Raw genomic sequence first — 26,611 nt, forward strand, 5'->3', positions numbered from 1 at the left:
CCCTCAGTCCTGGTGGATCTGGATGTAGTTGCCGCAGCCGTCGTCGAACACGGCACTGGTGCCGAAGGGATCCGTGGTGGGCGGCGTCTTGAAGCTGACGCCGGCCGCCGTCAGCCGTTCGAATTCGGCCTGGACGTCCGGGACGCCGAAGACGATGGCGGGCAGGCCCGCTTCGCGCACGGAGTTCATGTAGTCCGCGCCGATCGGGTTGTCGCTGGGCTCCAGGAGCAACCCCGTGGAACTGTCGTCCGCGCCGGGGTCCTTGATGATGTAGAGGTTGTACTCAGGCATGGCCATGAGCGTGTCAAAGCCCAGGGTCCCCGTGTAGAAGGCATGGGCCGCTGCGGGATCCTGGACATGAATGCTGCACATTTTGATACGCATGGGTCCACGCTACCCACCTCCCGATGCTTTGCAGTACCCCCTGTGGCCATTCCCTGACGCCATTGACGCGGTGCCCGGAAGACGATGCAATGGAATGACCAGCCCGGGCGTTCCGGCCGGGGCCTGCGGGCGCTGGAGGTGCACAATGTCAGCCATGGCCGAATTCCTGTTCCAGGGACTGCATCAAGGTGCGTGGGCGGTCCTGTTGTGTGGTCCGGTCCTGGTTGCCAGCGTGGCCGCCACAGTTTTTGCCGTAAGACGCCGGGCACTGGGACCCAAGGGCCGCGCCGCCGAGGTGCCGGACCAGCTGTTCTGGGACCTTTTCCTGGGCTCGTGCGTTGCACTTCCGGCGTTGATCATCCCTGCGATGGTGTCCCCCTGGTCCGGGCTTGTCATGGCGGGCGCGGCGGTGGCCGCGGGAATTGCCGCCCACCACGCCACCCCCCGGTACCTGGCCTGGCATGCGGGCCGCCGTGAGCACCGCCGGCAGCTCTCTGCCCATCAGGCGGCGACGGCTCGGCATGACGAGCTTTTGCTCCGCTGGCGCCGCTATGAGCTCGATCCGGCCAGCATGATCGACTACCCCGCCCTGACGGACGTGCGCCTGCCGGAGACCTCCGCCCTGATCAAGGCGATGCGCACGGCGGACCAGCTGCGCACTGCCGCGCACGCGACGTACCCGGACGCCGTCGGGAGCCTGGCGGCGACCCTGGCGGCGGCCGAACGGGCGGCCGAACGGGCGGCCGGAATTCCATCCCGCCAGCCGGCCGACCAGGCCGGCTGAGGTTAACTGCTGTGTCGGGGGCGGTGGATCGGGCCGCCGCCCCGGCGATAGCATCCGAAGATGAAGCCTGAGGAAGTGCCCGTCCGTGACAAGTTCGGCCGGCTGTTGGAGGACCGTGGAGTCTGGCGCCAAGCCACTACCCTTGAGGCCGCCGGGGAACTGACGGCCCGGTGGCTGGAGGGCGGTAGTTCCTACCAGCCCGGACACTTTGCCCCGGGCTCCGACGACGAGACCAGGCCCATCGCCGGGGCCTTGGCAGAGCTGAACCGGCACGGCCTCTTCACCAAGGAATCCCAACCGGGCATCCGGGACGGTGCGGCGGCGCAACGCGAATACGTCACGGGCTTCTGCAGTGCGGCCACCGCTGGTGAACTGCTGGCGCTGTCCACCCGCACCGAACTGGTGACGGTGGCGCACGCGCCTGGCGAGGCCAGCAGCGCAGCCATCCCCGTGACCATCGCCGGATCGGAAGTGACCACGGTCCTCGGCTCCAGCGAAAACCCGGTGGAAGAGGAACAGATCCGGGACTGGGCCGTGGAAACCAACGATGCCCTGGCCCTGCTCCTCGCGGACTCCTGGTACGTGGAGATCCTGGATCCGCTGTGGGGCCGCAATGACGTGCTGCTGCCGGCAGTCCTGCAGGCGTTGAAAAGGGCGGAGCAGCCGTAGCCGCTCCGCCCCCTGGTTCTGCTAAAGCTCCACGGTTCCGCTCTCGCCAACACTCATCCGACTGTTGGTGACCTTAGACTTCACCCACTGCAGCACGGTGGCCGCAGTGCCACCCGGGCTGGTCCAGTACTCCGCGGAGTCCGATTCGACCCGGAGCAGGCACACTTCGGGGGTGTCCGGACCGTCGGGGAACCACGCCTCGACCACCTGGTTCCACATTTCGTGGATCTTGGCCCGGTCCGTGACCACCTCGGCGGTTCCGGCAACGGAAACCCATTCGGTGTTCTTGCCAAAGGCGACGTTGACGCGCGGATCTGCCCGGACGTGCGCCACCTGCGAGGTGCCCAGGCCGGTGAAGAACCACATATCGCCGTCGTCCATGACCTCCTGGACTGCCAGCGGCCGGCTGACGAGGGCGCCTTCTTCGTTGATGGTGGTGACCATCCCGATCTTGGCATCGTTGATGATCTCAGTAACCTTGCTGATGCTCTGCGCGTCAGTCATGCCTCACCTCGTTCGTCTGAAGTCGGGGACGCTCCCCGCCGCCAGCCTATTAGTAAGCATGCTTATTTACCAGCCGGCGGCAACCGGAACCTTCGCCACCTCGGCGATGCGCGCGGCGGTCAGGCGCCCCATGCGGACGGCACCGTCGACGTGCTGGTAGCCTTCCGCGGCCAGGTCGGACGAGGACCAGTAGATAGGACCCACGGGTGCCAGCTGGTCCTTGCCGTAACGATGCAGGCCGCCCAGGTCGTAGCTGGAAGCGTAGGCGCCCCGGGTCCACTCCTCCGAGCCCCAGTCGGACTCGTAGTAAACCTCCGGAGCCAGGGCTTCGTCGCCAAGGAAGCCGGCAATGGATTCCAGGATGGCCTTCTTCCGGGCGTCGGCGCTGAGCTCAAAGACGGCGTCCGCCTTCTCATCCGAGACGAAGCCCACCAGCGTGCCGCGGGAATCTCCGTAGTTGGTGTTGTCGTAGACCTCCTGCACCAAAGCATCCGCGCCAAAGCCGGTACCCGAAAGTCCCTTGTCCCGCCAGAAAGGAGTGGCGTAGACGGCGTGGACCTTGATGACCAGGCCCAGGGACTGGTGCTGGTGCATCTGGTGCTGGCGGCGCGGCAACGGCGGGTTGAACGAGACTCGGGAATAGAGGTTGGGCGGCACGGCCATGACCACAAACCGGGCGTTGACGGTAGCGCGGTCAGACTCGACGGCGGCCCGGTAGCCGCCGTCGGCATCCTGCTCCCAGTTGATGGTGCGCACCGGGGAGTCCAGGACGACGTCGTCGCCCAGTTCCTGCGCCTGAAGCAGCGAAACCTGTTGCATCCCGCCCACCACGCGCCGGTCGAGGATGAAGTCCTCGTCCGTCAGGTGGGTGAACGAGCCGGCGGAGGCGGCCATCAGGACCGCCTGCAGGGCGGAGAAGGCGTGGGCCGGCTTGGTGAGCATGCCGCCCGCGATGAAGAGGCCAATGTTCTTGCAGGCTTCCTCGTTGGCCGAGTGTTGCCGCAGCCAGTGATGGAAGGAAATGGTGTCCAGTTCGCGGGCCTTCGGGTGGGCCCACGGTTCCGTGGCGCCAATCTCGGCGGCCAGGCCGTCCAGGAGGGCCACCAGGCGGTCCATTTCGACGGCGGTGTCCGCGTCCACGGGGAAGGAGTCGCCGGTGTAGCGCACGGGGGTGCCGTCCGCGCCGATGTAGATGGACTCGCCGTCGCGGTAGCGCGGGTAGGTCTCCAGGTTCAGTTCCCGGAGGAGTTCCAGGAGGGCGGTCTGGTCCGGGGAAACCCACTGGCCGCCAATCTCGAGCATGGCGCCGTCCACGGTGTCCGTCCAGGTGCGGCCGCCCACGCGGTCGCGGGCCTCAAGTACGGCGACGGTGAGGCCGGCCTTCTTCAGTTCACGGGCGGCGGTGAGTCCGGACGGCCCGGCTCCAACGACCACGACGTCGCGGTTCAGGTTCAGCATGATGTCCTCTCTTCGGCTTCCCTAGTGATGGAAACCACTAAATGAATGGCATTCATTTAGTAGAACTATAACCGGTGGCATCCGGGAGCGGAAGTCCCGGATGGAATAATGCTGGAGACTACCGACGAAAGGGCAGGAATGCCGGCACTATCAGCCGCACAGGGACGCGCCGCCACCAGCGGGGGCGCGCAGAAGAGGCGGGCGGGCAGGCCGTCGGCGGCGGTCTTGGACAAAGCGGGGATTACCTCGGCCGCGCTGAAGCTGGTCAGCCGCAAAGGCTATGACGGGCTGACCATGGCCGCCCTCGCCAAGGTGTTGGACGTTGCGCCGTCCGCCCTCTACAACCACGTGGCGTCCAAGCACGACGTGCTGCTCCTGGTGGAGGACCATCTAATGTCCTTGGTGGATGTCTCCGGATTCGGCGGCAGCAGCTGGGAAGACGCCGTGCGCACCTGGGCCTGGAGCTACCGGGATGTCTTTGCAGAACACACCCCGCTGATTCCCGTCATCGCCGTCCTGCCTGTGACGGATGCCCCGCAGACCCTCGCCATGTACGAGACCGTCAGCAAGGGATTTTCGGACGCCGGCTTTCCCCAGGACCGGATCGTACCCTCCATCGTGGCACTGGAGTCCTTTATCTTCGGCTCCGCCTACGACGTCACGGCGCCCGAGGACATTTTCGACGCCGGTTCAATGGCGGAATCCACGCCCTATTTCACGGCGGCCGTGAGACATTCGGCATCAGGGCAGGAGGCCTCGGCCGGGCAGGAACGCGGCCGCCCGGCCGACACCGCCTTCCGCCTCGGACTCGAGGCGCTGATTGCAGGATTCGGCGCAATCAGGAAATAACGGGCAGTTGCGGACTCAGACTGTGTGATCCACCGTCACCACGATCTTGCCCCGGGTATGCCCCTCCATGTTGAGCCGGAATGCGTCCGCGGCCCGGGCCAGGGGAAACACCTCGGCAACCTCCACCCGCATCTTCCTTTCATCCACCAGGTCCGCCAGTTCCTGAAGCTGGGCGCCGACAGGGCTGACCCACATCCAGGTGCCGCCATGCTCTTCAACGTCACTGTCGGCGATCGAAGCATGCCGTCCGCCTTCTGCAAGCACGTCGAGGGTGGCCGCCAGGTTGCCGCCGACAAAATCGGCAACCACGTCCACCCCGCCGGGCCGCAGGGACCGGACCCGGTCGGCAAGACCGTCACCATACGTGACGGGGTGCGCGCCCAGGGAGCGGAGGAAATCGTGGTTCTTTTCCGACGCCGTCGCAATGACTTCGGCGCCCAGCGCCACGGCAATCTGGATGCCCAGGGATCCCACGCCGCCGGCGCCGCCATGGATCAGTACGGTCTCGCCTGCGCTGAGGCCAAGGCGGTTCAGCACCTGGTAGGCAGTCAAGCCCGCCAGCGGAAGGCCTGCGGACCCGCTCCAGTCAAGGGCGGCGGGTTTCCGCGCCAAGAGCCTTTCGGGCAAGGCAATGTATTCGGCGAAGCTGCCGCCGTGGACGTAGTCCTTGCGCCCGTAGGCGATCACTTCGTCGCCGGGTTTGAACTGCCGGGAATCGATTCCCACCGACTCCACCACGCCTGCCACATCCCATCCCGGGATCGCCGGGAACTGCAGGTCCATGGCCGCATCCAGGTAACCCGCCATGATCTTCCAGTCCACCGGATTGACTGCAGCCGCCTTCACCTTGACCAGGACCATTCCCGGACCCACCTTCGGCATGGGCTGCTCGGTGAGCTCAAGGACATCGGGGCTGCCGTATTCGCTGTAGGTAATTGCTTTCATGCCTGGGTCAACAGCACCGCAGCCCGGCGCTATTCCTGCCGCGATCCCGGAGTGGTGAGTACAACAAAAGCCCAAACTTGTAATACAAGTTATCAACTTATATCCTAAAGAGGTGGGCGATGGAGCCCAGTCACGCCCCTAGGAGTATCAATGAGTACTGTCGATCTGATCCGGCACGTCAAGCTGTCCACCGCGCGCCTGCCGCTCACTGTTCCCATCAGCGACGCCAAAGTCTTCACCGGCCGGCAGAAGCCCATGACCGAGGTGGTCTTCCTGTTCGCCGAGATCACCACCGAACTCGGGCATTCGGGCATCGGCTTCAGCTACTCCAAACGGGCCGGCGGACCGGCACAGTACGCCCACGCCAAAGAGGTCGCCGAGGGCCTGATCGGCGAGGACCCCAACGACATCGCCAGGATCTACACCAAACTCCTGTGGGCCGGGGCCTCCGTGGGCCGCTCCGGCGTCGCCACCCAGGCCCTGGCCGCCGTCGACATCGCCCTGTACGACCTGAAGGCAAAACGCGCGGGCCTGCCCCTGGCCAAGCTCCTGGGCTCGTACCGCGACTCGGTACGGACCTACAACACCTCCGGCGGCTTCCTTAACGCCACCCTCGAAGAAGTCAAGGACCGGGCCAGCCGGTCCATCGAGGAAGGCATCGGCGGCATCAAAATCAAAGTAGGCCTGCCGGACAGCACGGAAGACCTCCGCCGGGTCGCCGGCATCCGGGACCACATCGGCCCCGACGTCCCACTGATGGTCGACGCCAACCAACAGTGGGACCGCGCCACAGCCCTGCGCATGGGCCGCCGCCTCGAAGACTTCAACCTGGCCTGGATCGAAGAACCGCTGGACGCCTACGACTTCGAAGGCCACGCCCACCTCGCCCACGTCCTGGACACCCCCATCGCCACCGGCGAAATGCTCGCCTCCGTCGCCGAACACAAAGCCCTGATCAACGCCAACGGCTGCGACATCATCCAACCCGATGCCCCACGCGTCGGCGGCATCACCCAATTCCTCCGACTCGCCGCCCTCGCCGACGAACGCGGCCTGGGCCTAGCCCCGCACTTCGCCATGGAAATCCACCTCCACCTCGCCGCCACCTACCCCCGCGAACCCTGGGTAGAGCACTTCGACTGGCTCGACCCGCTGTTCAACGAACGCCTCGAAACCAAAGACGGCCGGATGATCGTCCCGGACCGCCCCGGCCTCGGCATCACCCTCAGCGACCAAGCCCGCGCCTGGACAACCGAAAGCGTGACCTTCGGCGCGTAACCTTGACCCATGAGCCGGAACCTCACCGCGGATCTCGCCGCTGACCTTCGCAACCGCATCGTCGACGGTGTCATCCAGCCGGGCGAGAAGCTGCCCAGCGAAAACACGCTCATCAATGATTTCGGCGTCAGCCGCACGGTGGTGCGTGCAGCCCTGACAAGGCTGCAGGCCGAGGGACTCGTTGAAACCGAACGCGGACGCGGCAGTTTCGCCCTCACGCCGCCCTCGGACGCACCGCCGGCCATGCCGGGTGGACGTCCAGTGGCCAGCACAGAGGACAGGCTCCACCTGCTGGAATTCCGCATGGGCGTGGAGACGGAGGCCGCGGCATTGGCGGCCCGCAACCGCACGGACAGGCAGTTGCGGGCCGTCGGCACCGCATTGGAGGCCTTTACCGAAAGCTCGGGCCACCCCGCCCACGCCATGAAGTCGGACTTCGAATTCCACCGGGCCGTGGCTGCGGCCTCCGGCAACCCCTATTACTCCGACTGCCTGGCAGCCCTGGGGCAGACCATGATCGCGATGCCGCGCACCCGCCTGATGACCGGCGTCGAGCATTATGCCCGGGACCATTTCGACCAGGTGGTGCTGGAGCACCGCTCCATCCTGGAGGCCATCGCCGATGGTGACGAGGCGGCCGCGGCAGCTGCCATGCGAAGCCACCTGGCCAATTCACGACGCCGGTTCAAGGCGTCCGCGCGCCCGGCCGCGCCGCAGGACGCTTCGCCGCCGCATTCCTAAGCGTGTTCGCACACCCGTTCTTTATAGGGACGGATCCGCGAACCAGCCCATGAGCGGCCGGGAACGCAAAAAAGCCCCGGTCCAAGACCGGGGCTTTTCCATATGCGTGCGCGAGGGGGGATTTGAACCCCCACGCCCTTTCGGACACTGGCACCTGAAGCCAGCGCGTCTGCCGTTCCGCCACTCGCGCGCAACTTCTTCCACTCAGCCGGCCCGGATTTCCGTACCTGCACCTCGTAAAAGCAGCGAGATCAAGCATAACGGACACATGCGGCAAATTACCAATTGGCCGCCAGGCCGCCGCCTTCGGCACCCCCGGACCCGGCTGTCGGCAGGGAAAAAACTGCACCGGAACGGGCCTTCGACGCCGCCGAACGCCGGGCCGGCGCGAGGGACGCCCGGATGTGAAGACGAACTTTTGCCGCCGCCCGGCCGTTGTGGATTAAGGTCATTCACGGGGCTGGACAGTAGTATCGGATACAGGAGCGGCTGCCGTCGGCAGCCACCCCACAATGCGGCGCACTGCACTGCAGGTGCTGGTCAGGAACAACGGCTTCCCTGGAACCGGGGGGAAAGGAGAAGAACCATGGGTCTGCTGGACAGGGTCGAACGCGGCATTGAAAAGGCCGTCCGCGGTGTCTTCTCCACCGGTTCCAAGGCCCAGGTCGAGCCCGTGGAGATTGCCAGCAGGCTCCGCCGCGAAGTGGACCACAAGGCCCTTACCGTGGCCGCAGGCCGCACATTGGTGCCCAACGTTTTCGATGTCCAGCTCAGCGATGAGGACTTCCGGCGGGCACAGGAGTGGGGCACTCCCCTCGCCGAAGAACTCTGCGACGTCGTCATCAACCATGTCCGCGGCCAGGGCTACATCCTCCAGGGGCCGGTCAGGATATCCTTTCGCCGGGAGTCCGGGCTTCGGGCCGGTGACTTCGAGATCGCTTCCTCGACCGAGAAATCCCAAGGTGCCCCGGCTCCGGCACCCGCCCAGGCGCGGCCCAATGTTCCCGCGGCACCGAGCCGGCAGCCGGCGAGGCTCCAGCCTGTGCTCGATATTGACGGCCAGCGTTATTCGCTGAACGCCCAGTCCATCATCCTGGGCCGGTCCTCCGAGGCAGACATCCACATCGAGGACACCGGTGTCTCGCGCCGCCACCTCGAAATCCGCACGGCCGACGGCGTAACGAATGCGGTGGACCTTGGTTCCACCAACGGCAGCTACGTCAACGGGCAGAGGGTCTCCGGAAGCACCGAACTCACGGACGGCTCCACCATCACGATGGGACGGACAAAGATTATCTTCCGCCTGCTTCCTGCCAGCCCGGGTGGCCGCGCATGAGCGACCTCACCATCACCGCGCTGCGGTTCGGCTTCCTGCTGCTCCTCTGGGTGCTCATCTTCAGCATCGTCTCGGCCATGCGCCGCGACCTCATGGTGGGCCGCAAGGCAGCTGCCGGCGCACCCACGGCACGCCAGGTCCGCCGTAACCCGGAACTGGCCGAACCGCTGCAACAGCCTGTGAAGCAGCAGGCCCGGCAGCTGGTCGTGGTGGAAGGCCCACTCAAGGGCAAAACCCTTCCCCTGGCCGCCAGCCCCATCCTCCTGGGACGCGCCCAGGAAGCCACCCTGGTCCTGGAGGACGATTACGCCTCCGGCCGCCACGCCAGGCTGTTCCCGCAGGGAAGCCGGTGGTTCATCGAAGATCTCGGCTCCACCAATGGAACATACCTGGGAGACCAGCAACTGACCCGCGCCTTGCCGGTTGAGCCAGGGGTACCCGTGAGAATCGGCAAGACGGTCATCGAATTGAGGCCGTAGCCGTGGCCGTCACTGAAAAAACCGCACCCGGACCCGATCCGGCGGAGCGGCCCCTCATCATGCGTTACGCAGCGCGTTCGGACGTGGGCCGGATCCGCTCCAAGAATGACGACTCCGCCTACGTGGGCCGGCACCTCGCGGTGGTGGCCGATGGCATGGGCGGGCACGCAGGTGGTGACGTCGCTTCCGCCGCCACCGTCCTGGACATGATCCACCTGGACCGGCCCGACTACGGCGACGATGCCGGCACCATCCTGGCCGACGAAATACAGACCGCCAACTCCCTGCTCTCCGAACTCGTGCACATCAACCCCAAGCTCGCGGGGATGGGCACCACCGTGACCGCCCTGCTGCTGGCCGGGGGGAAGCTGCACTTCGCCCACATCGGCGATTCCCGCGCCTACCGGCTCCGCGACGGAGAATTCAAGCAAGTCAGCGTTGACCACACCTTTGTCCAGCGGCTGATCGATGAGGGCCGCCTCCGGCCCGAGGAAGCCGAAACGCACCCGCACAAGAACGTCCTGATGCGCGTCCTGGGTGATGTCGACGCCAGCCCCGAGCTGGACCTGGACACACTGGAAGCGCGGCAGGGCGACCGCTGGCTGCTCTGCTCGGACGGACTGAACTACGTTGCAGGGCATGCCGTGGAACGGACAATCCGGGAAACCAAGGACCTGCGCGAGTGCGCGGAAACCCTGGTTGACCTGACCCTTGAGGCCGGATCCCCGGACAACGTCACCGTGGTGGTGCTGGACATCGTCCCGGAAACGGCCGACGACGTCAGCACGGCCGCCGTCGAGATCATCATGCCGCCGCCTGGCAGCATGCCCGCTGCCGCGGCAGCTGCCGGAGGGGCCGCCAAGCCTGCAGCCCCCGCTTCGGATCAAGCCAGGCAGGCTCCCGCGCCGCCGGACACCGGCACCGGCGACGATGCAAAGGAACCTACATCCACCGCAGCCGCCGACGGCGACGCCACTGACCCGGACTCACGTTCCGCCGAGCCCGGCAGCACGGACCCGCACTTGGGCGAACACCTGTCCGCCGAGGTCCTCCGCGAGGAGCTTGCCTCCCGCCCGCATGAACTGGTGGGTGCGGCTGCTTCCGCCGCGGAATCCGGGTCCATCCCCACGGTTGCCGGGCGCACCGTGGCCAGGCGCGCAGCAACATTGCTCACCCACAAAGCGGAACCGGCCGGCGACACCGCGGACACCCTTGTTCCGCTTCGTCCCCGCCGCTGGATCGCGTGGTCCGTTGCAGCCGCCGTGGTGGTCGTGGTGGCCATTGGCCTCTGGCTGGGCTATGCCTGGACTCAAACCCGCTATTACGTGGGCGAGTTTGATTCCCGGGTGGCCATCTACAACGGGGTTTCCCAGCGGCTTGGCCCCATCCAGCTCTCATCCCTCGAAGCCGTGACTGATATCCGGATGGATTCCCTGCCGCCCTTCTCGCAGCAGCGCGTCCGCCAAACCGTGCCGGCGAACGACCTCTACGACGCCCAGCGGATCGTCAAGAACCTCGAGCTGACGGGCAGCACGTCACCGGAAGAGGAATGCCCCAAGCCGTCCGCGTCCGCGTCGCCACCCGCACCAACCGACAGTGCGGCTCCTCCGCCGGCATCAGGCGCCCCCGTACCGGCGCCCACCCCGACGGCACCGTCACCATCTCCCACACCCACCATCACCTGCCAGGGGGCCAAATGAGCCAGGTCAACACCGCCCCCAAGCCCCGCCGCAACGTTGAGCTCCTCCTGCTGCTGCTTGCCCTGACGGTGGGCATCGGCGCGAACATGCTGGTGGGTGTGGACCAGCAGAAGGCCTTTGACTCCGATTTCTGGTTCCAGTCAAGCCTGTTGGCCGCAGCATCCCTGGCGTTCCACGGCGTCCTGCGCTTCCGCGCGAAATATGCTGATCCGGTAATACTTCCACTGGTAGTTGCCCTGAACGGCCTGGGCCTGGCGATGATCCACCGGCTGGACCCTCCCGGCGGTGATACCGGGAACAACCAGCTCCGCTGGACCCTGATCGCCATGGCCGTGGCCATTGCAGTCATCTGGTTCCTCAAAGACCACAGGGTGCTGCGCCGGTTCACGTTTATTTCACTGGCGGCCAGTGCAGTCCTGCTGGTGCTCCCCCTGATTCCAGGCATCAGCGCCGGTGAAATCCTCGGTGCCCGCGTGTGGATCCGGATAGGTCCCATGACCTTCCAGCCCGGTGAAATCGCAAAGATCACCCTGGCGATCTTCTTTGCCGGCTATCTCTCCTCCAACCGGGACCTCATCCTGCTCGCAGGCCGCAAGGTGGGGCCGCTGCAGTTCCCGCGTTTCAAGGACCTCGGCCCCATGATCGCCGCCTGGCTGGTGAGCATTGGCGTCCTGGTCTTCCAGAGCGACCTTGGCTCCTCCGTCCTGTTCTTCGGCCTGTTCATCGTCATGATCTATGTGGCCACCAGCCGCATCAGCTGGGTCGTCATTGGCATGGCGCTGTTCCTGGGTGGCGGCCTCATCGCCTCGCAGGTTTTCTCCCATGTGGGCCTGCGGATCGACGGCTGGCTGAACGCCTTCACCGATGAGGTCTACGGGCGGCAATACGGCGGCAGCTTCCAGATCGTCGAGGGCCTCTTCGGCATGGCCAACGGCGGCCTGGTGGGTACCGGCCTGGGGCAGGGGCGCCCCGACCTGGTTCCGTTCGCCAACAGCGACATGATCATTGCCTCCCTGGGCGAGGAGCTGGGCCTGATCGGACTTTTCGCGGTGGTCCTGATGTACCTGCTGCTGTTCACCCGCGGGTTCCGGGCCGCCCTGGGTACCCGGGACGCCTTTGGAAAGTTGCTGGCCTGCGGACTGTCCTTCGCAGTGGCGCTTCAGTGCTTTGTGGTGATCGGCGGCGTCACGCGGCTGATTCCGCTGACCGGCCTCACCACGCCCTTCCTGGCTGCGGGAGGCTCGTCCCTGCTGGCCAACTGGATCATCGTGGGGCTGCTGCTGATGATCTCGCACACGGCCCGTGGACCGGTGGACACCACTCCGCTGCCGCCGTCGGCCGGGTCCGAATCAACAGGTATTGATACTCCAACCGAGGCGGTGAAGCACGCATGAACCAGGCAATACGGCACTCATGGGTCGCGGCCATCGCAATGTTCGCCCTGATCTTCGGGGCCATCAGCTACGTGCAGGTGGTGGGCGCCGATGAGCTCAAGGACAACCCGTGGAACAAGCGCGCCATCCTCCAGACCTACTGCAATGACCGGGGTTCGATCATTGTGGGCGGAACTCCGGTGGCGGAGTCGGTGGAGAGCAACTCGGAAACCTGCAAATTCCAGCGCACGTACACCCAGCCCGAGCTGTACGCGGGACTGACCGGGTATTTCTCCCAGAACTACGGCGCCACGGGGCTGGAGCAGTCCATGGGGGCCGAACTGGCAGGCAACTCGGACCAGCTCTTCCTGGACCGCGTAGGCCAGCTCTTCCTGGGCAACCAGCCCAAGGGCGCGTCGGTGGAACTGACCATCGATCCACAGATCCAGCAGTTGGCCTACAGCCTCATCCCGGATGGCCAGCGCGGCTCGATCGTCGTCACCAATCCCAAGACGGGCGCCATCCTTGCGATGGTGTCCAAGCCGTCCTACAACCCGAACCTGGTGGCCACGCAGGATCCCACTGCGGAGAGCACCAACATCAACGAACTGGTCAAGGTGCCCGGCATTAACCTGAACCAGAACGTTAGCGGCCCCACCGGCGCGCTGCTCGCCCCGGGATCCGTTTTCAAGCTCGTGGACACGGCGGCCGCGCTTGCCTCGGGGAAATACAATAAGGACAGCGTGCTGCCCAATCCCGCTGAGATGCCATTTGACGGCATCCAGTACAAGCTGCCCAACTACGCCGGCGGCAACTGCTACACCAGGGACACCGCCACGTTCGCGTTCGCACTCCAGCAGTCCTGCAACACACCGTTCGCGAGCATCGCATTGGACCTTGGCCGCAACGCCATCGCCGACCAGGCTAAGAAGTTTGGGATTGGCGAGGATGTCGGGGACCAGCTCAAGCTCGGCCATGCCCAAGGCAACGTGTTCCCCGACAACCTGGACAAGCCCGGACTGGCCCAGTCCGCCATCGGCCAAAAGGACGTCCGGGTCACGCCGCTGCAGGTCAACATGATGACGAACGCCATCGCTAACGGCGGCGTCCAGATGGCGCCAAGCCTCGTCAAGACCCTGCGGTCCCCGGATCTGCGCGTCATTGACGAGCCCCAGCCGGCACAGCTCAGGACGTCCACTACCCCGGAAATCGCCAAGCAAATCACCGACTGGATGACCAGCGTGGTGACCGACGGCATCGCCAAGGGCGCGGCCGTCCCCGGGGTACAGGTCGCTGGCAAGACCGGCACCGCTGAACTCGGAAACGGAACCAACAACTCGTGGTTCACCGGGTTCGCCCCCGCTGATAACCCGAAGGTCAGCGTCACGATTGTCATGGAAGGCGTAGACATCTACGCGGGAGCAAAGCTGACCAGTCCCAACGCGAAGAAGATTTTTGAGGCGGTGTTGAATAAGTGAGGCCTACAACGGGAATCACCCTCGGCGGCAGATTCCAGCTGACCACGCGGATCGCGATCGGCGGTATGGGCGAAGTCTGGAAAGCCAAAGACCTCGTCCTGGGCCGCATCGTCGCGATCAAGGTGCTGAAGGAGGAGTACACCGGCGACCCCGGCTTCCTGCAGCGTTTCCGCGCCGAGGCCCGCCACACGGCCCTGCTGAACCACGTGGGCATCGCCAACGTCTTCGACTACGGCGAAGAGGAGGGCTCCGCCTACCTGGTCATGGAACTGGTTCCGGGGCAGCCGCTGAGCAGCATCATCGAGCACGAGCAGGTGCTTTCACCGGACCGTACGCTCTCGATGATCGCCCAGACTGCCCGGGCCTTGGCCGTCGCGCACGCGCAGGGCCTGGTCCACCGCGACGTCAAGCCGGGAAACCTGCTGATCACCCCCGACGGCCGGGTCAAGGTGACCGATTTCGGCATCGCCCGCCTCGCCGACCAGGTCCCCCTGACCCAGACGGGCCAGGTCATGGGAACAGCGCAGTACCTGGCGCCGGAACAGGCCACCGGGCAGACCGCCACCGGTTCATCGGACATCTATTCCTTGGGCGTCATCGGCTACGAGTGCCTCACCGGCCACCGGCCTTTCTCCGGTGAATCGCAGATCGCCATTGCCTTGGCCCAGGTGAACGATGCACCGCCACCGCTCCCGGAGTCTCTCCCCACCCCGGTCCGTGCGCTCCTGATGTCCATGCTGGCCAAGGATCCGAAGAACCGCCCGGCCAACGCCATCAAACTGGCCGAGGCCGCGGAGGCCATCCGGAACGGCGACATCAACGCAGCTCGCGCCGCCGTGCCGGGCATGCTGCTGTTCGATGCCGAGACCGGACCCATCACCGCCCCGGTGGACACAGCCACTGCTCCCACCGGCGTGATCGGCGCGCAGCGTGATTCCGCTCCCACCGCAACGTCGGCATTGCCGGTCCTGGGCGCCGGTGCCGCCGGTGCCGCGGCCGGGGTTGCTGCAGGCGCAGCGGCCGCCGGCGCGGACGGCCCGCAGGGGCATCTTGCGCGCGCCAACGCCCTGGCGGCGGAACGGAACTGGGACCAGGAGGAGGAGAGGTACGACGACGGCCCCGCCGACGAGCCGCGGCGCAAGGGCCGCAGTCCCTGGACCTGGCCTTTGGTCGCCCTAATCCTGCTGCTCCTGTTTGCCCTGGTGGGTTTCCTGTTGAACCAGGTGGGCCTCTTCTCGCCGGCCGGCAACCCGACGTCCGGCACCAGCACCAGCACCAGCAGCACCCCTTCCCCGTCGGCCACCCCAACCCGCACCACAGCGTCGGCCACGCCCACGCAGACCCGCAGCACACCAACGCCCACGCCCACGCCCACCCAGGACACGGTCAACGTGATTCCGGCGGCCTACCTGGGCAAGGATTACCGGCAGGTCCAGGCTTCGCTGGCCGGCCTGGGGCTCCAGGTGACGGTCCTGCCGCAGGAGAGCACCGCGACCCCGGGAACTGTCCTGGAGCTGAACCCCACCGGAACAGTGCCCAAGGGTTCGCTGATTACGGTCATCTACGCGACGGCTCCGAAACCCGCCCCCACCACGGCGGCCCCGACGCCGGCGCCCACCACCTCACCCGTGGCGGGGCCGACGCCCATCTCACCGCTGCCAACCTGTGCGGCCGGCCAAACGCCCGGAACGCCCCCGACCTGCACTCCCTGACCGCCGGGACCACCAGTGAATGAGTCATCACGCACACCGCTGCACCGGGAGGACAACGTCCCGGTGGATAACCGGCGTGTCCTGAGCGACCGGTACGAGCTCGGCAGCCTCATTGGCCGCGGTGGCATGGCTGATGTCTACCGGGGAACAGATACCCGCCTCGGCAGGACCGTGGCCATCAAACTGCTGCGCCCGGACATGGCCAGGGACCCCCAGTTCCAGGCACGGTTCAAGCGCGAGGCCCAGGCGGTGGCTGCCTTGAACCATCCCTCCATCGTGGCCATCTTCGATACCGGCGAGCACCTGGTCCACGATGGCTCCGCCGAGGATGTGCGGGTGCCCTACATCGTGATGGAATTCGTTGAGGGCAAGACGCTGCGCGACATGATCCGCGCCAAGGAAGTGACCATAGATCACGCCATCGATTACTGCCTTGGCGTGCTGGCGGCCCTGGAATACAGCCACAAGGCCGGGATCGTTCACCGGGACATCAAACCGGCCAACGTGATGTACTGCCCCGGAACCAATTCGGTGAAAGTGATGGACTTCGGCATCGCACGGGCCATCGCTGATTCCTCCGCCACCATGACCCAGACCCAGGCGGTGGTGGGCACGGCGCAGTACCTGTCTCCGGAGCAGGCCAGGGGCGAAACTGTCGACGCCCGCAGCGACCTCTACTCCGCAGCGTGCCTGCTCTACGAAATGCTGACTTCCCGGCCGCCGTTCGTTGGGGACAGTCCGGTATCCGTGGCGTACCAGCACGTTCGGGAAATCGCCGATCCACCCAGCAGCCTGAACCCCGACGTTTCTCCCGCCTTGGATACGGTCATCGCCAAGGCTCTGCAGAAGAACCGCGACGACAGGTTCCAGGATGCCGCAGCTTTCCGGCGTGCCCTGCGGGCTGCGAAGGCCGGCGTGGCCGTTCCGGCCGTGGCGGCGTCGGAGGCGCCCACGGATCCCAACGACCATGTACCGGATGCCCAGCCGCGCACTGAGGCTTTCGCGGCAACGGGCGCAAGCTTCCTTGATGATGCTCCCACCGGGCGGCTGGCTGCCGCCGGCCTGTACCACGACGACGACCCGGCCGGTCCGCTGGAAGTGGCGGACGCGCACACAACGGCTGAGCCGCTCCCGCTCGGCCTCCCTCCGGAACGCGAGCCCAGCAGGCCGCAGAAATCCCGTCGTCGTGCGTGGATTGCCACCCTGGTGATCTTCACCCTGCTGGTCCTGGCAGGGGCCGGCCTCTGGCTTTACGAAACAGTCAACCGGCCGGCGCCCGTGGCCAAGGTTCAGATACCTTCGGTGGCGGCCATGACGGAGAGCGCCGCGCTGCAGACGCTCTACAATGCGAACCTGCGTCCCAAGATCACCAGGCTTCAGAACGACACCGTTGCCAAGGGAACGGCCATCGGTACCGACCCTTCGGCCGGGGCGTCGATGGATCCAGGTGCCGAAGTGGTCCTGAACGTCTCGGATGGGCCCAGCGCGGTGAAGATTCCTGACAGCCTTCCGGGCAAGACCGAGGCTGCCGCACGCGACATCCTTCGCCAGGTGGGCCTGGTGGGCGCTCCATCGACCACCACGGCTAACAGCGCCACAGTGCCGGCGGGAATCGTCATTACGTCGAACCCGGCTCCCGGGCAGAGCGTCGGCGTGGGCACCAGCGTCGAGCTGGTGGTGTCCACGGGCAAGGTGGTGGTTCCAGAACTGCGGGGACTCTCACGCGAGGAAGCCGAGGCCGCGCTGAAGGGGATCGGTTTGGTCCCCCTGGTGGTGGAGGTGGAGAACTCCCAGGTGGAACCGGGCAAGGTGACGGATCAAAGCGACCCCGTCAACGCCGCCGTCGAACAAGGAAAGACCATCACGGTGGTGGTTGCCAAGGCCCCCGCCCCGGCGCCGTCCCCGACGCCGACCCCCACCGACACGCCCACGCCCACGCCGAAGCCCACCAAGAAGGGCTGAAGCGCCGTCCGGCGGTCCGGTTAGTGCTGGATAAGTGGGCTTAGCTTGGCCGCACGCGCCGCGGCGCCCTTCATGCCCAGGGACTCAAGCCAGTTGCCAAGCATCTGGTATCCGCCCTCGGTGAGGACCGATTCCGGATGGAACTGGACGCCGCAAAGCGGTGCGGTCTTGTGCTGCAGTCCCATCACCACCCCGGACGCGGTTTGTGCCGTGACCTCCAGGACGTCGGGAATGGATTCCCGGACCGCCGCCAGCGAGTGATAGCGGGTGGCCGTGATGGGGGAGGGGAGGCCGGCGAACACGCTGGTGCCGCTGTGCTCCACCTGCGAGGTCTTGCCATGCATCAACTCCGGGGCATGGGTGACCGTGCCGCCGAACGCCTCCGCCAGTGCCTGGTGGCCCAGGCACACACCGAACATCGGCACGCCGTGTTCGCCGCACCACTTGATCAGCTCGATGCAGACGCCTGCCTCGGCGGGGTTGCCGGGGCCGGGTGAAATCAAAACGCCGTCCCGGGCGCCGGCGAGTTCGATCGCCTCGGCCAGGGTGACGTCGTCGTTGCGGACCACCGTGGTTTCGGCGCCGAGCTCCTGGAGGTAACCCACCAGGGTGTAGACAAAGCTGTCGTAGTTATCCACTACGAGGATCTTGGTTGTGGTCATGGCTGGTCTGCTGAACCAATCGTCGAGTCGGTGAATTGGGTGAAGTGGGACATCCAGGGGAACAGGAACTGGACCATCAATACCAGGGCAAGGGCGACCAGTACCAATGAGAAGACAATCCTCAGCCAGAGCGGACCAGGGAGGTGGCGGAATATCCAGGCGTACATGCTCAGCCTTTCCCTGTGGCGGCTGCAACCTGTGCCGCGATCTCGGCCGGCGGGCCGGCGGACGCCGGACGCCAGCTGTCCAGCAGGGCATAGGCAATGATGCGTTCTTCGGCGCCGAAGCGGGGGTTGCAGCTGGTCATGGTGAGGTAACTTTCCGTGGGTGCCACACCGGGTTGGGTGGGTACCGGTTCCAGGACGTCAGTGCGCGACGGCAGCACGATCTGGTTGTTGCGAAAAACGTAGACATAGAAGCCGTCCCTGGTCTGGACGTAGATCTTGTCCCCCGGCACCAGGGTATGGATGTTGTCCAGCACCGCGCCGTGCGTCTGGCGGTGGCCGGCCACCGCGAAGTTGCCCACCGCACCGGGCATGGCCGTGTTGCTGTAGTGTCCCAGCCCCAAGGTGTCCAGCACATCCTGGCTGGTCCCCTGGACAATCGGACGGGTGTAGGTGGCTCCGAACCGGGGGATGTACATGATGCCGATCGTGCCGGCGTGGCCCGGGGCGGTACCCACCACTGGCGTGCCGAAATCCTGCCCGCCTGCCGGTGGCGCGGCGGGTGCCGTTGCTGCCGGGGACGGCGCAGCGGTGCTGAGGTCCTGGGCAAATTCCTTGATGACCTGGCTTTGCTTGGCGTCTGATTCAACGTTGGTCCACCACAGCTGCCACGCCACGAAGAGCAGGAGGATGATGCCGGCGGTGATCAACAGTTCCCCGATGACCTGGATGGTTCCACGTAGCAGGGAGCCACGGCGGGCGGGCGGGGCCACGGGCCCGGCCTTCTCCTGCAATACCACGCGTTCTCCTCCGGGCGTCCACCCAGGGCACCGGGTGCCCATCAACTGCGGCTAGAATTGGCTGCTAGTAAGAATCCAGATTTGACCAAGATCGCGCAGACCGCTGGCAATTTCCTTCTTGCAGGATATCAAGCCCGGGCCGCCGAGCTTGCCCAGCCTGCCAAGGAGAGCCAGTGCCCGAGTCGAAACCTCGCAAGAAGACTGCCAGCACCGCCCAGCCGGCTTCCACCGATTCATACAAGCCCAACCCCGTCTGGTTCAAGCCGGTGATGTTCGGCCTGATGATCATCGGACTCTTCTGGATCATCACGTTCTACATCAGTGAGGGACGTTTTCCGGTCCAGGCGTGGCAGTCGTGGAACATCGTGGCAGGCTTCGGCATTGCCATCGTGGGGTTCCTGATGACCACCCGCTGGCGTTCCTGACGCGTTCGCAACGCTACTTTCGAGGAGGATCCCCCTGTCTCCCGATTCCGCCGGCGTGATTATTGGCGACGACGGCCTGGCCCGGCCCGCGTGGGCATCCACGGATCCGTTGATGCGCGCGTACTACGACCAGGAGTGGGGGCTGCCCGTCACTGACGAGCAGGGCCTCTACGAACGTATTTGCCTGGAGGGATTCCAGGCCGGGCTCTCGTGGGCCACCATCCTGCGCAAGCGTCCCGGCTTCCGTGCCGCCTTTGCCGGTTTCGATCCCGACGCCGTGGCCTTGTTCGGCGATGCGGACGTGGAACGGCTGATGCGGGACCCGGGCATCGTCAGGAACCGCCTGAAGATCCACGCCGCGGTCAAGAACGCCCGGGCCACCGTGGAGCTTCGAAACGACGGCGGGCTGGTGGACTTTGTCTGGAGTTTCCGCCCGGCGAGCACCCCGCGTCCCCGAGTAGCGTCGGACATTCCCACCCAATCGGCGGAGTCGGTCGCATTGTCCAAGGCGTTACGGAAACGGGGCTTCTCGTTCGTTGGCCCCACCACCATGTTCGCCCTGATGGAAGCCGTGGGAATAGTGGACACGCACCTCCTGGCGAGCCACCGTCGCGGTTCCTCCGGGATCTGGGCCGAGTAGCGCCGCGCCGCGTCGGCTGTCCGCAGCTGTTGGCAAGGTTATCCACAGTGTGGATAACCTTTGTGGCATCGTGCCTCCGAGGTCTCCTGTGGCGCGTTGCTGCCCGACCGGCCGAAATTTGCCCGCAAGATGTGGTTATTAACAGTGTGGAATACCTGTGGATAACCAGCGTTGCGGCCGGACCCGTCATTACGGACGGCTGCGCCTGACGGGGTGGTGGCTGGTGATGGAAACCCGATTGAAGGCATTCATGGTGACAGCCACCCAGCTCACCGCGGAGAATTCCTCCGCCGTGAGGCACTGCCTTGCATAGGCTTCTTCACTCTCGCGCGATTCCTGGTCGGGGAGTTCCGTAATGCTTTCCACCAACGCCAGCGCAGCCCTTTCCTTGTCCGTGAACAGGGCCGTTTCCCGCCATGCCGGCAGCACCGCGAGCCGCTGTGGACTTTCACCTGCCTCAGCGGCCTTCCGCACGTGCAGGTCCAGGCAGTAGGCGCAGCCGTTGATCTGCGAGATCCGTACATTGAGGAGCTCCAGCAGGCCAGCGCCCAAGCCGGCGGCTTCCGCTGCTTCCTGCACCTTCAGTCCGAGGCCGCTGATCGCCCTCCACAGAGCCGGGTGCTGCTTGTCGAGGTACAGGTGCTCGGTGGCGCTCACGGGAGTCCTTCAAGGTAGTACGGCTGGGCAAGGCACCATCATAGGCAGAGGCGCCTGAGGGGCCGACGACGCGGTTATGCACTTAACAACATCCCGATACCCACAAGTTATCCACAACTGTGGGTAACCCCGTGGAAATCACAGGCGGTTGGGCGGTCTGGCCTACTCGCACCACGGATCCAGCGCGGGAAACTACAGGGTTGTTACTTATTAACAGTGTGCATAACGCTGTCGATAAATCCGGGTATTGCCTTCTATTGGCGCGCTCAGGGGGTGCTTTGCGGGCAGTTGTCCACATGTTGGTCCTGGATCGTCCGCTTATCCACTTACGCACACCCCTGTCCCCACAGGTTATCCACAGGTGTGGAGAAATCGAGGATATCCGGGGCCGAGAAGTAAATCGCTAGCCACTGTCCGGGAAACGGCGCCTGAACTACACCCCTGTAAGTTACCAACACTGTGGATAAGGCCTGTGGAAAAGACGAATGCCCGGCACCTGTGGTGCCGGGCATTCAGGGGTGCTTCTGGACCGCGGGGAGTTACAGGGAGACCCGCAACCATGTCAGGGCAACAAGCAGGGCCACCACCGCGGCGAGCCCTGCGGCCTGGATGAGGCCCTGCCGGCGTCCCCGCGGGGTATAGGCGAGGACGGCTGCACAAAGCCCGCCGGTGACCAGTCCGCCCAAGTGGGCCTGCCAGGCGATTTGGGGGACCAGGAAGCCGATGACACCGTTGATGGCAATCAAGACCCACAGCTGGCGGGTATCGCCTCCGCGCTGGCGCTGGACCAGCAGCATGGCGCCGAAGAGGCCGAAGATCGCTCCGGACGCCCCAACCACCCCGAAGAGTTGCTGGCCGGGAACATAAAGCGGTGTCAGCAGCAGGTACCCCACGGAACCGCCCAAGGCCGAAATAACGAACAGCGCAAGGAACCGCAGGCGGCCCAGGATTGGTTCCAGGGCCTGGCCGAAGATCCACAGCGTGTACATGTTAAGCAGAATGTGGAGGAGGTTGTCCGGCGAGTGCAGGAATGCCGAAGTGAGCATCCGCCATGGTTCGAACTCGTTGTACTTCGGTTCTGCGTAGATGTTGGCAAAGGCCAAGGCCCGGTAGACGCCTTCATTGGAAATGACGAACTGCAGGACCTGGAGAAGCGCGCAGACCGCAATGATGGCAAACGTCACCATCGGCCTGCCGGTGGCCACGGCCCCGCCGTAGACCGTCCGGACTTCGGGCGTCGTCCGCCGGGTTTCGTTGACGCAGTCAACGCACTGGAATCCGACGGCGGCCGCCCGCTGGCAGTCCGGGCACGCCGGGCGTCCGCAACGCTGGCAGCGCACATAGGAGGGCCGGTCCGGATGCCGGGGGCACACCGGAACCTGCGCGGACGGCTCAGCCGACGGAATTCCGTAACTCATGCTGTGGTGTTAAAGCTGTTCGATGTCGATGCTGTTGATGGTGACATCCTCCACGGGGCGGTCACCCATGCCGGTGCGGACACCCTCTATAGCGTCGACGACCTTCTTGGACTCCTCGTCCGCCACCTCACCGAAGATGGTGTGCTTGCCCTGCAGCCAGTCCGTGGGAATGGTGGTGATGAAGAACTGTGAACCGTTGGTGCCTTTGCCCATCTGGATGCCGGCGTTGGCCATGGCGAGCTTGTAGGGCTGGTTGAAGCTCAGTTCCGGGTGGATTTCGTCATCGAAGCGGTAGCCGGGGCCACCGGTTCCGCGGCCCAGGGGATCGCCGGCCTGAACCATGAAGTCCTTGATGATGCGGTGGAAGATGGTTCCGTTGTACAGCGGAGTGCCGGTCTTGTCCTCACCGGTTTCCGGGTGGGTCCAGGCCTGCTCGCCGGTGGCAAGGCCAACGAAGTTCTTGACCGTCTTGGGCGCGTGGTTCCCGAAGAGGTTAACCACGATGTCGCCGAGGCTGGTGTGGATGGTTGCTTTTGCAGTTGCGATGGCAGTCATAAGCCTCATTCTTCCATGTCCCCTATGGGCGGCAACGGCTGCGGCAGCAGTTCCGCGCTGGGTGAAATCGGCCTAAAATCCGCAGAGTGAATAGCCCGGGGTGGTCCGGGCACGTAGGCTAGCGACAGAACCGTCACATTAATCGGGAGGTAGTTGTGAAGAAATCGGATCGTATTGCCCGTGACCTTGAGCAGTCGGTCACCAGTGCGGTGGAAAATGCCAAGGACTGGGCGGCCCCCCGGGTGGAAGCAGCGGTGGATTGGGCTGTCCCGCGGCTCCAGCACAGCCTGGATACCGCATCTCCCAAAATCCAGGAAGGCCTGAAGACCGCAGCTCACAACCTGGCTGACGGTGTTGCCACCGTGACTCCCAGGATCCAGGACGGACTGGCCCAGTTGGCGCCGAAGATCAACGACGTCGTGGAAAACGCATCACCCAAGCTTCACGACGCCCTGGACAAGGCAACTCCGGTGGTCCTGAACGCCCGTGACCGCGTGGTGGTGGACTACCTGCCCAAGCTCTCCGACCAGATCGGCGTGGCTTCGGAGGCCGTTCACCGCACCCTTGAAGGCGCACCTGCCCGCGTCGACGCCGTCGCCCAGAAGCTTGGCGACGCGGGAATTGTGCACGCCATCCAGGAACAGGCACAGGCCACCGGTACGCAGCTCAAGGCCGCCGCAACCGAGGCTGGACGCACCGTCGGTATCCAGCTGTCCCAGCCCGAGCCCAAGAAGAAGCGCGGCTGGTTGGTCTTTGGCGTGATTGCCGCCGCAGTGGCCGCGGGCGTTGCCGCGTGGAAGGCTTCCAAGCCCGTGGAGGACCCCTGGAAGACTCCGTCGCCGGTTACCCCCACGCCTGCCCCGGTGCCGGCCACCACCGTCAGCGAGGTCAAGGAACACGTGGCTGACGCCGCTGGTAAGGCTGCAGACGCCGCAGGTTCCGCAGCCTCCGCCGTCGCGGACAAGGCAGCGGACGCCGCCGAAGCGGTCAAGGACAAGGCTGCAGACGCCGCTGACAAGGCCAAGCACGTGGCCGACGACGCGGCCGACGAAGCACCCACCGCCGCAACTGACGCCAAGACGGCTACCAAGAACATCGCGTCGAACATCGGCAACGACGTCAAGGGCACCACCGAGGCCTAGTCCTTCGCCGCGCACAAGGGGCTCCGTTTTGAACGGGGCCCCTTTTGTGTGTCCGCGGAAGCTCATGGGCCACGCCGCGGCAGGACACGGCCCGGATGCTAGATTTGATCTGATGTCAGCCGATCGATCCTCTGGGGATGCCTTGAACGACGCAGCCGAACAGCTCCGCGTGTCCATCGTTATCCCGGCGTACAACGAGGAAAGCGTTATCAGGCAGTGCCTCATCGCTGCCATCTACCAGTCGGTTCCCGCCCACGAAATCATCGTGGTGGACAACCTCTCGAGCGACCGCACTGCCGCGATCGTCAGCCAGATGCAGCTCGAATACCCGGAAAGCCCCATTATCCTGCTCAGCCAGGACCGGGAGCAGGGCCTGATCCCCACCAGGAACTTCGGGCTCGACCACGCCACGGGGGATGTCCTCGGGCGGATCGACGCGGATTCCATCGTCGAACCCGACTGGGTGGAGCAGGTCCAGAAGGCCTTTGCAGATCCCGTCGTCCAGGCCGCAACGGGGCCGGTGGTGTATTACGACATGCCCATGCGCCGTTTTGGGCTCAAAGCGGACGACAAAATGCGCCAGCTCATGCTGAAGCTGGCCAAGCACCAGTACCACTTCCTGTTCGGCTCCAACATGGCCCTGCGTGCCAGTGCCTGGGAAACCATCCGGGCCGAGACCTGCCGGGACGAGAAAGACGAGATGCACGAGGACATCGATTTGTCCCTGCACCTTGCCGACCATGAACTGCCGGTCCGCTACTGGCCGCAGATGGTGTCCGGCATGTCCGCACGCCGGCTTGAGGACTCTCCGCGGGACTACCGCTACTACGTCACCCGCTTCGACCGGACCTACAAAGCCCACAACGTGCGCAAAATGGCATTAAAGGCCCCCATGGTGGTCTTCTTTTCGGTGTATTTCCCGGCAAAGCTCCTGCGGGCCATCCACACCGTCAACACCGCCCAACCCGTCCGCCGCGGCGGACAGTAAGGCCCGGCGGCGGCAGGCTTCCTGTCAGTCCGTTCCCAGTTCCGCCAACGGACGGCCCGACGGCGGTTCCTCCCCGGGCGGCAGTGGCCGCTTCCCTGCCCTTCCGGACCGTTGCCCCAGGACAACGACGGCGAGTCCCGCCAGGATGAGGCCCAGCCCGGCGTACGTGCCAGCCGGAAGGGTCTCGTGCAGGAAGACGGCTGCCAGAAGTGCGGCCCCGGGAATTTCCAGCAGGATGATCATGGAGACGATGAGGGGACTCATGGTGGCCAGCAGGTGGTTGAAGGCCGTATGGCCCACCAACTGCGCGCAGACGGTGATGGCCGCGATACCCAGCCACCCTGCCGGCTCGAACCCTGCCAGGGGCTGGCTGGCCGCCAGGGCCAGCACCGCCACGAGGACCGCGCACATCCCGTAGCAGAGCGTGGTGTATGTCCCCGTGGTCATGCTCTGCCGGGCCTTGCCGCCTGCCAGCGTGTAGAGCCCCGCCAGCGCGCCGCCGGCCATCGCCAGCAGGTCTCCGGTGAGTGCCTGCGAAGAGGTTCCCAGGTCGAAGCCGGTAATGGCGACAACACCGCCGAAGGCAATCCCCAGTCCAGCGAGGACCTGCCAGCGGTGTCGGGTTCCGCGGACGAGCTGGAAGACGGCAATCCAGCCGGACTGCAGGCACACCAGGGCTGTGGCGGCCGCAACGGAGGTCAGTTGCAGCGAAGTGATGAAGCAGGCGAAGTGCAGGGCGAGGGCGACGGCGGCCAGCAGGGACCAGCGGAACTCGCGGGCCGTGATGCGGCCGAACTTGCGGGGCTCCCGGATGAGCGTGGGGGCAGCCATGACCACGGAACCGATGGCGTTGCGCCAAAAGGCAATGGCGAGGGCGCTGACGCTCGTGGCGCCCAGGGTTGCGGCGATCAAGGGGCCTGACGAGGCGACGCCGAGGACACCCAGGGCCGCGAAGAAGAAGTTCAATGGATACCCCCTGGAGCCGTCCCCGGAGGGAAAGGAGAACAAAAAGTCCCGGCCGGCGTTTCCGCCGACCGGGACTTTCCTATGGTGGAGGCACGGGGACTCGAACCCCGAACCCCCTGCTTGCAAAGCAGGTGCGCTACCAATTGCGCCATGCCCCCATAAGAAGCAACCCGTCCATCATACCCCAGGAACCGCGAGGCCTTGACGGCTTCCTTACCTGGCGCCCAAGCTAGTCAACCGTATCGGTTGACTTGCTCCAGACTGTTTTCCGGGCTTCGGATTCCTGTGCTTTACGGAAGACCAGGAAGCCTGCGATTGCCGCTGCGAGTACCAGCAACTTCTTCACATGCTCCCCGTTCCGGCCGGGTACCGGATGTATCCGGACCAAACCTCCGTTTGAAACCTGCACAGGTTCCGTGGGCGTACCAGGACTTGAACCTGGGACCTCTTCGTTATCAGCGAAGCGCTCTAACCGCCTGAGCTATACGCCCCGATGCCTCATCGGGCCGAGATATGACTTTACAGCACATCCCGGCCCGATC

28 protein-coding genes and 3 tRNA genes are annotated in these 26,611 nt (G+C 65.3%); 16 read left to right on the forward strand and 15 right to left on the reverse strand.

From position 1 onward, the window contains the following. Positions 1-3 precede the first annotated feature (3 nt). Positions 4-384: a VOC family protein gene (locus tag QRM96_RS06530; RefSeq protein WP_109044220.1), complete on the reverse strand. Its 381-nt coding sequence runs from the start codon at positions 382-384 to the stop codon at positions 4-6. Between the two features lie 154 nt (positions 385-538). Between QRM96_RS06530 and QRM96_RS06535 the strand changes: the two genes are divergently transcribed. Further along, positions 539-1,168: a hypothetical protein gene (locus tag QRM96_RS06535; protein ID WP_285318915.1), complete on the forward strand. Its 630-nt coding sequence runs from the start codon at positions 539-541 to the stop codon at positions 1,166-1,168. A gap of 60 nt (positions 1,169-1,228) precedes the next feature. Continuing rightward, on the forward strand, positions 1,229-1,837 hold the full coding sequence (locus tag QRM96_RS06540) for a DUF6919 domain-containing protein (RefSeq protein ID WP_018763392.1): 609 nt from the start codon (positions 1,229-1,231) through the stop codon (positions 1,835-1,837). A 21-nt stretch (positions 1,838-1,858) separates the two neighbouring features. On the opposite strand, the gene QRM96_RS06545 is transcribed toward QRM96_RS06540, so the two are convergent. Next, positions 1,859-2,341 (reverse strand): pyridoxamine 5'-phosphate oxidase family protein, encoded by a 483-nt coding sequence (locus tag QRM96_RS06545; protein WP_018763393.1) that lies wholly within the window; start codon positions 2,339-2,341, stop codon positions 1,859-1,861. Between the two features lie 66 nt (positions 2,342-2,407). Then, positions 2,408-3,799, reverse strand: coding sequence for a flavin monoamine oxidase family protein (locus tag QRM96_RS06550; RefSeq protein WP_109044222.1), 1,392 nt, complete (start codon positions 3,797-3,799; stop codon positions 2,408-2,410). 138 nt (positions 3,800-3,937) lie between these two features. Between QRM96_RS06550 and QRM96_RS06555 the strand changes: the two genes are divergently transcribed. After that, positions 3,938-4,648, forward strand: a complete 711-nt coding sequence (locus QRM96_RS06555) for a TetR/AcrR family transcriptional regulator (RefSeq protein WP_231369923.1) — start codon at positions 3,938-3,940, stop codon at positions 4,646-4,648. A gap of 15 nt (positions 4,649-4,663) precedes the next feature. On the opposite strand, the gene QRM96_RS06560 is transcribed toward QRM96_RS06555, so the two are convergent. Next, positions 4,664-5,593: an NADP-dependent oxidoreductase gene (locus QRM96_RS06560; protein ID WP_285318918.1), complete on the reverse strand. Its 930-nt coding sequence runs from the start codon at positions 5,591-5,593 to the stop codon at positions 4,664-4,666. A gap of 150 nt (positions 5,594-5,743) precedes the next feature. Between QRM96_RS06560 and QRM96_RS06565 the strand changes: the two genes are divergently transcribed. Continuing rightward, on the forward strand, positions 5,744-6,871 hold the full coding sequence (locus QRM96_RS06565) for an L-talarate/galactarate dehydratase (RefSeq protein WP_285318919.1): 1,128 nt from the start codon (positions 5,744-5,746) through the stop codon (positions 6,869-6,871). Between the two features lie 9 nt (positions 6,872-6,880). Beyond that, positions 6,881-7,612 (forward strand): FadR/GntR family transcriptional regulator, encoded by a 732-nt coding sequence (locus QRM96_RS06570; protein ID WP_109044860.1) that lies wholly within the window; start codon positions 6,881-6,883, stop codon positions 7,610-7,612. A 107-nt stretch (positions 7,613-7,719) separates the two neighbouring features. Here QRM96_RS06570 and QRM96_RS06575 read toward each other — a convergent pair. After that, positions 7,720-7,802: transfer RNA gene (locus tag QRM96_RS06575), tRNA-Leu, on the reverse strand. A 396-nt stretch (positions 7,803-8,198) separates the two neighbouring features. Between QRM96_RS06575 and QRM96_RS06580 the strand changes: the two genes are divergently transcribed. Genes QRM96_RS06580 through pknB form a run of 7 tightly spaced genes read left to right on the forward strand, consistent with a single transcriptional unit; the run spans position 8,199 to position 17,652 of the window. Further along, positions 8,199-8,948, forward strand: coding sequence for an FHA domain-containing protein (locus tag QRM96_RS06580; protein WP_018762788.1), 750 nt, complete (start codon positions 8,199-8,201; stop codon positions 8,946-8,948). Beyond that, the gene (locus QRM96_RS06585) at positions 8,945-9,427 is read left to right on the forward strand and encodes an FHA domain-containing protein FhaB/FipA (RefSeq protein ID WP_018762789.1); all 483 of its coding nucleotides are present in this window, start codon (positions 8,945-8,947) and stop codon (positions 9,425-9,427) included. The genes QRM96_RS06580 and QRM96_RS06585 overlap by 4 nt, the downstream gene beginning before the upstream one ends. 2 nt (positions 9,428-9,429) lie before the next feature. Continuing rightward, positions 9,430-11,127 (forward strand): PP2C family protein-serine/threonine phosphatase, encoded by a 1,698-nt coding sequence (locus tag QRM96_RS06590; protein WP_109044858.1) that lies wholly within the window; start codon positions 9,430-9,432, stop codon positions 11,125-11,127. Next, positions 11,124-12,521 (forward strand): FtsW/RodA/SpoVE family cell cycle protein, encoded by a 1,398-nt coding sequence (locus tag QRM96_RS06595; protein WP_018762791.1) that lies wholly within the window; start codon positions 11,124-11,126, stop codon positions 12,519-12,521. Before QRM96_RS06590 ends, QRM96_RS06595 begins: the two co-directional genes overlap by 4 nt. Next, on the forward strand, positions 12,518-13,978 hold the full coding sequence (locus QRM96_RS06600) for a peptidoglycan D,D-transpeptidase FtsI family protein (protein WP_026264867.1): 1,461 nt from the start codon (positions 12,518-12,520) through the stop codon (positions 13,976-13,978). Before QRM96_RS06595 ends, QRM96_RS06600 begins: the two co-directional genes overlap by 4 nt. Beyond that, complete coding sequence (locus QRM96_RS06605) at positions 13,975-15,690, forward strand: serine/threonine-protein kinase (RefSeq protein ID WP_133832428.1); 1,716 nt, start codon at positions 13,975-13,977, stop codon at positions 15,688-15,690. The genes QRM96_RS06600 and QRM96_RS06605 overlap by 4 nt, the downstream gene beginning before the upstream one ends. Before the next feature lie 15 nt (positions 15,691-15,705). Continuing rightward, positions 15,706-17,652 carry a Stk1 family PASTA domain-containing Ser/Thr kinase gene (pknB, locus tag QRM96_RS06610; protein WP_285318922.1) on the forward strand — a complete coding sequence of 649 codons (1,947 nt, stop codon included), beginning with the start codon at positions 15,706-15,708 and terminating at the stop codon, positions 17,650-17,652. Positions 17,653-17,672: 20 nt separating this feature from the next. Here the strand turns inward: pknB and QRM96_RS06615 are convergent, their stop codons facing one another. The 3 genes from QRM96_RS06615 to QRM96_RS06625 are packed head-to-tail and all read right to left on the reverse strand — an operon-like array spanning position 17,673 to position 19,278. Continuing rightward, on the reverse strand, positions 17,673-18,314 hold the full coding sequence (locus QRM96_RS06615; protein ID WP_018762795.1) for an aminodeoxychorismate/anthranilate synthase component II: 642 nt from the start codon (positions 18,312-18,314) through the stop codon (positions 17,673-17,675). Beyond that, on the reverse strand, positions 18,311-18,481 hold the full coding sequence (locus tag QRM96_RS06620; RefSeq protein WP_018762796.1) for a hypothetical protein: 171 nt from the start codon (positions 18,479-18,481) through the stop codon (positions 18,311-18,313). The genes QRM96_RS06615 and QRM96_RS06620 overlap by 4 nt, the downstream gene beginning before the upstream one ends. 2 nt (positions 18,482-18,483) lie before the next feature. Next, complete coding sequence (locus tag QRM96_RS06625) at positions 18,484-19,278, reverse strand: class E sortase (RefSeq protein ID WP_018762797.1); 795 nt, start codon at positions 19,276-19,278, stop codon at positions 18,484-18,486. A gap of 173 nt (positions 19,279-19,451) precedes the next feature. Here QRM96_RS06625 and QRM96_RS06630 point away from each other — a divergent pair, with 173 nt between their 5' ends. Both QRM96_RS06630 and QRM96_RS06635 read left to right on the forward strand, forming a co-directional pair. After that, positions 19,452-19,703, forward strand: a complete 252-nt coding sequence (locus tag QRM96_RS06630; RefSeq protein WP_018762798.1) for a cell division protein CrgA — start codon at positions 19,452-19,454, stop codon at positions 19,701-19,703. Positions 19,704-19,737: 34 nt separating this feature from the next. Then, positions 19,738-20,343 (forward strand): DNA-3-methyladenine glycosylase I, encoded by a 606-nt coding sequence (locus QRM96_RS06635; protein WP_109044856.1) that lies wholly within the window; start codon positions 19,738-19,740, stop codon positions 20,341-20,343. A gap of 189 nt (positions 20,344-20,532) precedes the next feature. Here QRM96_RS06635 and QRM96_RS06640 read toward each other — a convergent pair whose 3' ends face one another. The 3 genes from QRM96_RS06640 to QRM96_RS06650 all read right to left on the reverse strand — a co-directional run bounded on the left by QRM96_RS06640 (position 20,533) and on the right by QRM96_RS06650 (position 22,973). Further along, positions 20,533-21,000, reverse strand: a complete 468-nt coding sequence (locus QRM96_RS06640; protein ID WP_018762800.1) for a carboxymuconolactone decarboxylase family protein — start codon at positions 20,998-21,000, stop codon at positions 20,533-20,535. Between the two features lie 539 nt (positions 21,001-21,539). Then, complete coding sequence (locus QRM96_RS06645) at positions 21,540-22,418, reverse strand: rhomboid family intramembrane serine protease (RefSeq protein ID WP_026264872.1); 879 nt, start codon at positions 22,416-22,418, stop codon at positions 21,540-21,542. A gap of 9 nt (positions 22,419-22,427) precedes the next feature. Continuing rightward, positions 22,428-22,973, reverse strand: a complete 546-nt coding sequence (locus tag QRM96_RS06650) for a peptidylprolyl isomerase (protein ID WP_018762802.1) — start codon at positions 22,971-22,973, stop codon at positions 22,428-22,430. A gap of 155 nt (positions 22,974-23,128) precedes the next feature. Between QRM96_RS06650 and QRM96_RS06655 the strand changes: the two genes are divergently transcribed. After that, positions 23,129-24,115, forward strand: coding sequence for a hypothetical protein (locus QRM96_RS06655; protein WP_018762803.1), 987 nt, complete (start codon positions 23,129-23,131; stop codon positions 24,113-24,115). A gap of 112 nt (positions 24,116-24,227) precedes the next feature. Next, positions 24,228-25,103 (forward strand): glycosyltransferase family 2 protein, encoded by an 876-nt coding sequence (locus tag QRM96_RS06660; RefSeq protein WP_109044853.1) that lies wholly within the window; start codon positions 24,228-24,230, stop codon positions 25,101-25,103. 24 nt (positions 25,104-25,127) lie between these two features. On the opposite strand, the gene QRM96_RS06665 is transcribed toward QRM96_RS06660, so the two are convergent. The 4 genes from QRM96_RS06665 to QRM96_RS06680 all read right to left on the reverse strand — a co-directional run bounded on the left by QRM96_RS06665 (position 25,128) and on the right by QRM96_RS06680 (position 26,560). After that, complete coding sequence (locus tag QRM96_RS06665) at positions 25,128-26,069, reverse strand: DMT family transporter (protein ID WP_285318928.1); 942 nt, start codon at positions 26,067-26,069, stop codon at positions 25,128-25,130. Positions 26,070-26,151: 82 nt separating this feature from the next. Continuing rightward, positions 26,152-26,227: transfer RNA gene (locus QRM96_RS06670), tRNA-Ala, on the reverse strand. Positions 26,228-26,298: 71 nt separating this feature from the next. Next, positions 26,299-26,478: a DLW-39 family protein gene (locus tag QRM96_RS06675; RefSeq protein ID WP_491339498.1), complete on the reverse strand. Its 180-nt coding sequence runs from the start codon at positions 26,476-26,478 to the stop codon at positions 26,299-26,301. 8 nt (positions 26,479-26,486) lie between these two features. Next, positions 26,487-26,560: transfer RNA gene (locus QRM96_RS06680), tRNA-Ile, on the reverse strand. Between the last annotated feature and the right edge of the window lie 51 nt (positions 26,561-26,611).

The sequence above is a fragment of the Pseudarthrobacter sp. lyk4-40-TYG-27 genome (genome assembly GCF_030209295.1).
Lineage (GTDB): Bacteria > Actinomycetota > Actinomycetes > Actinomycetales > Micrococcaceae > Arthrobacter.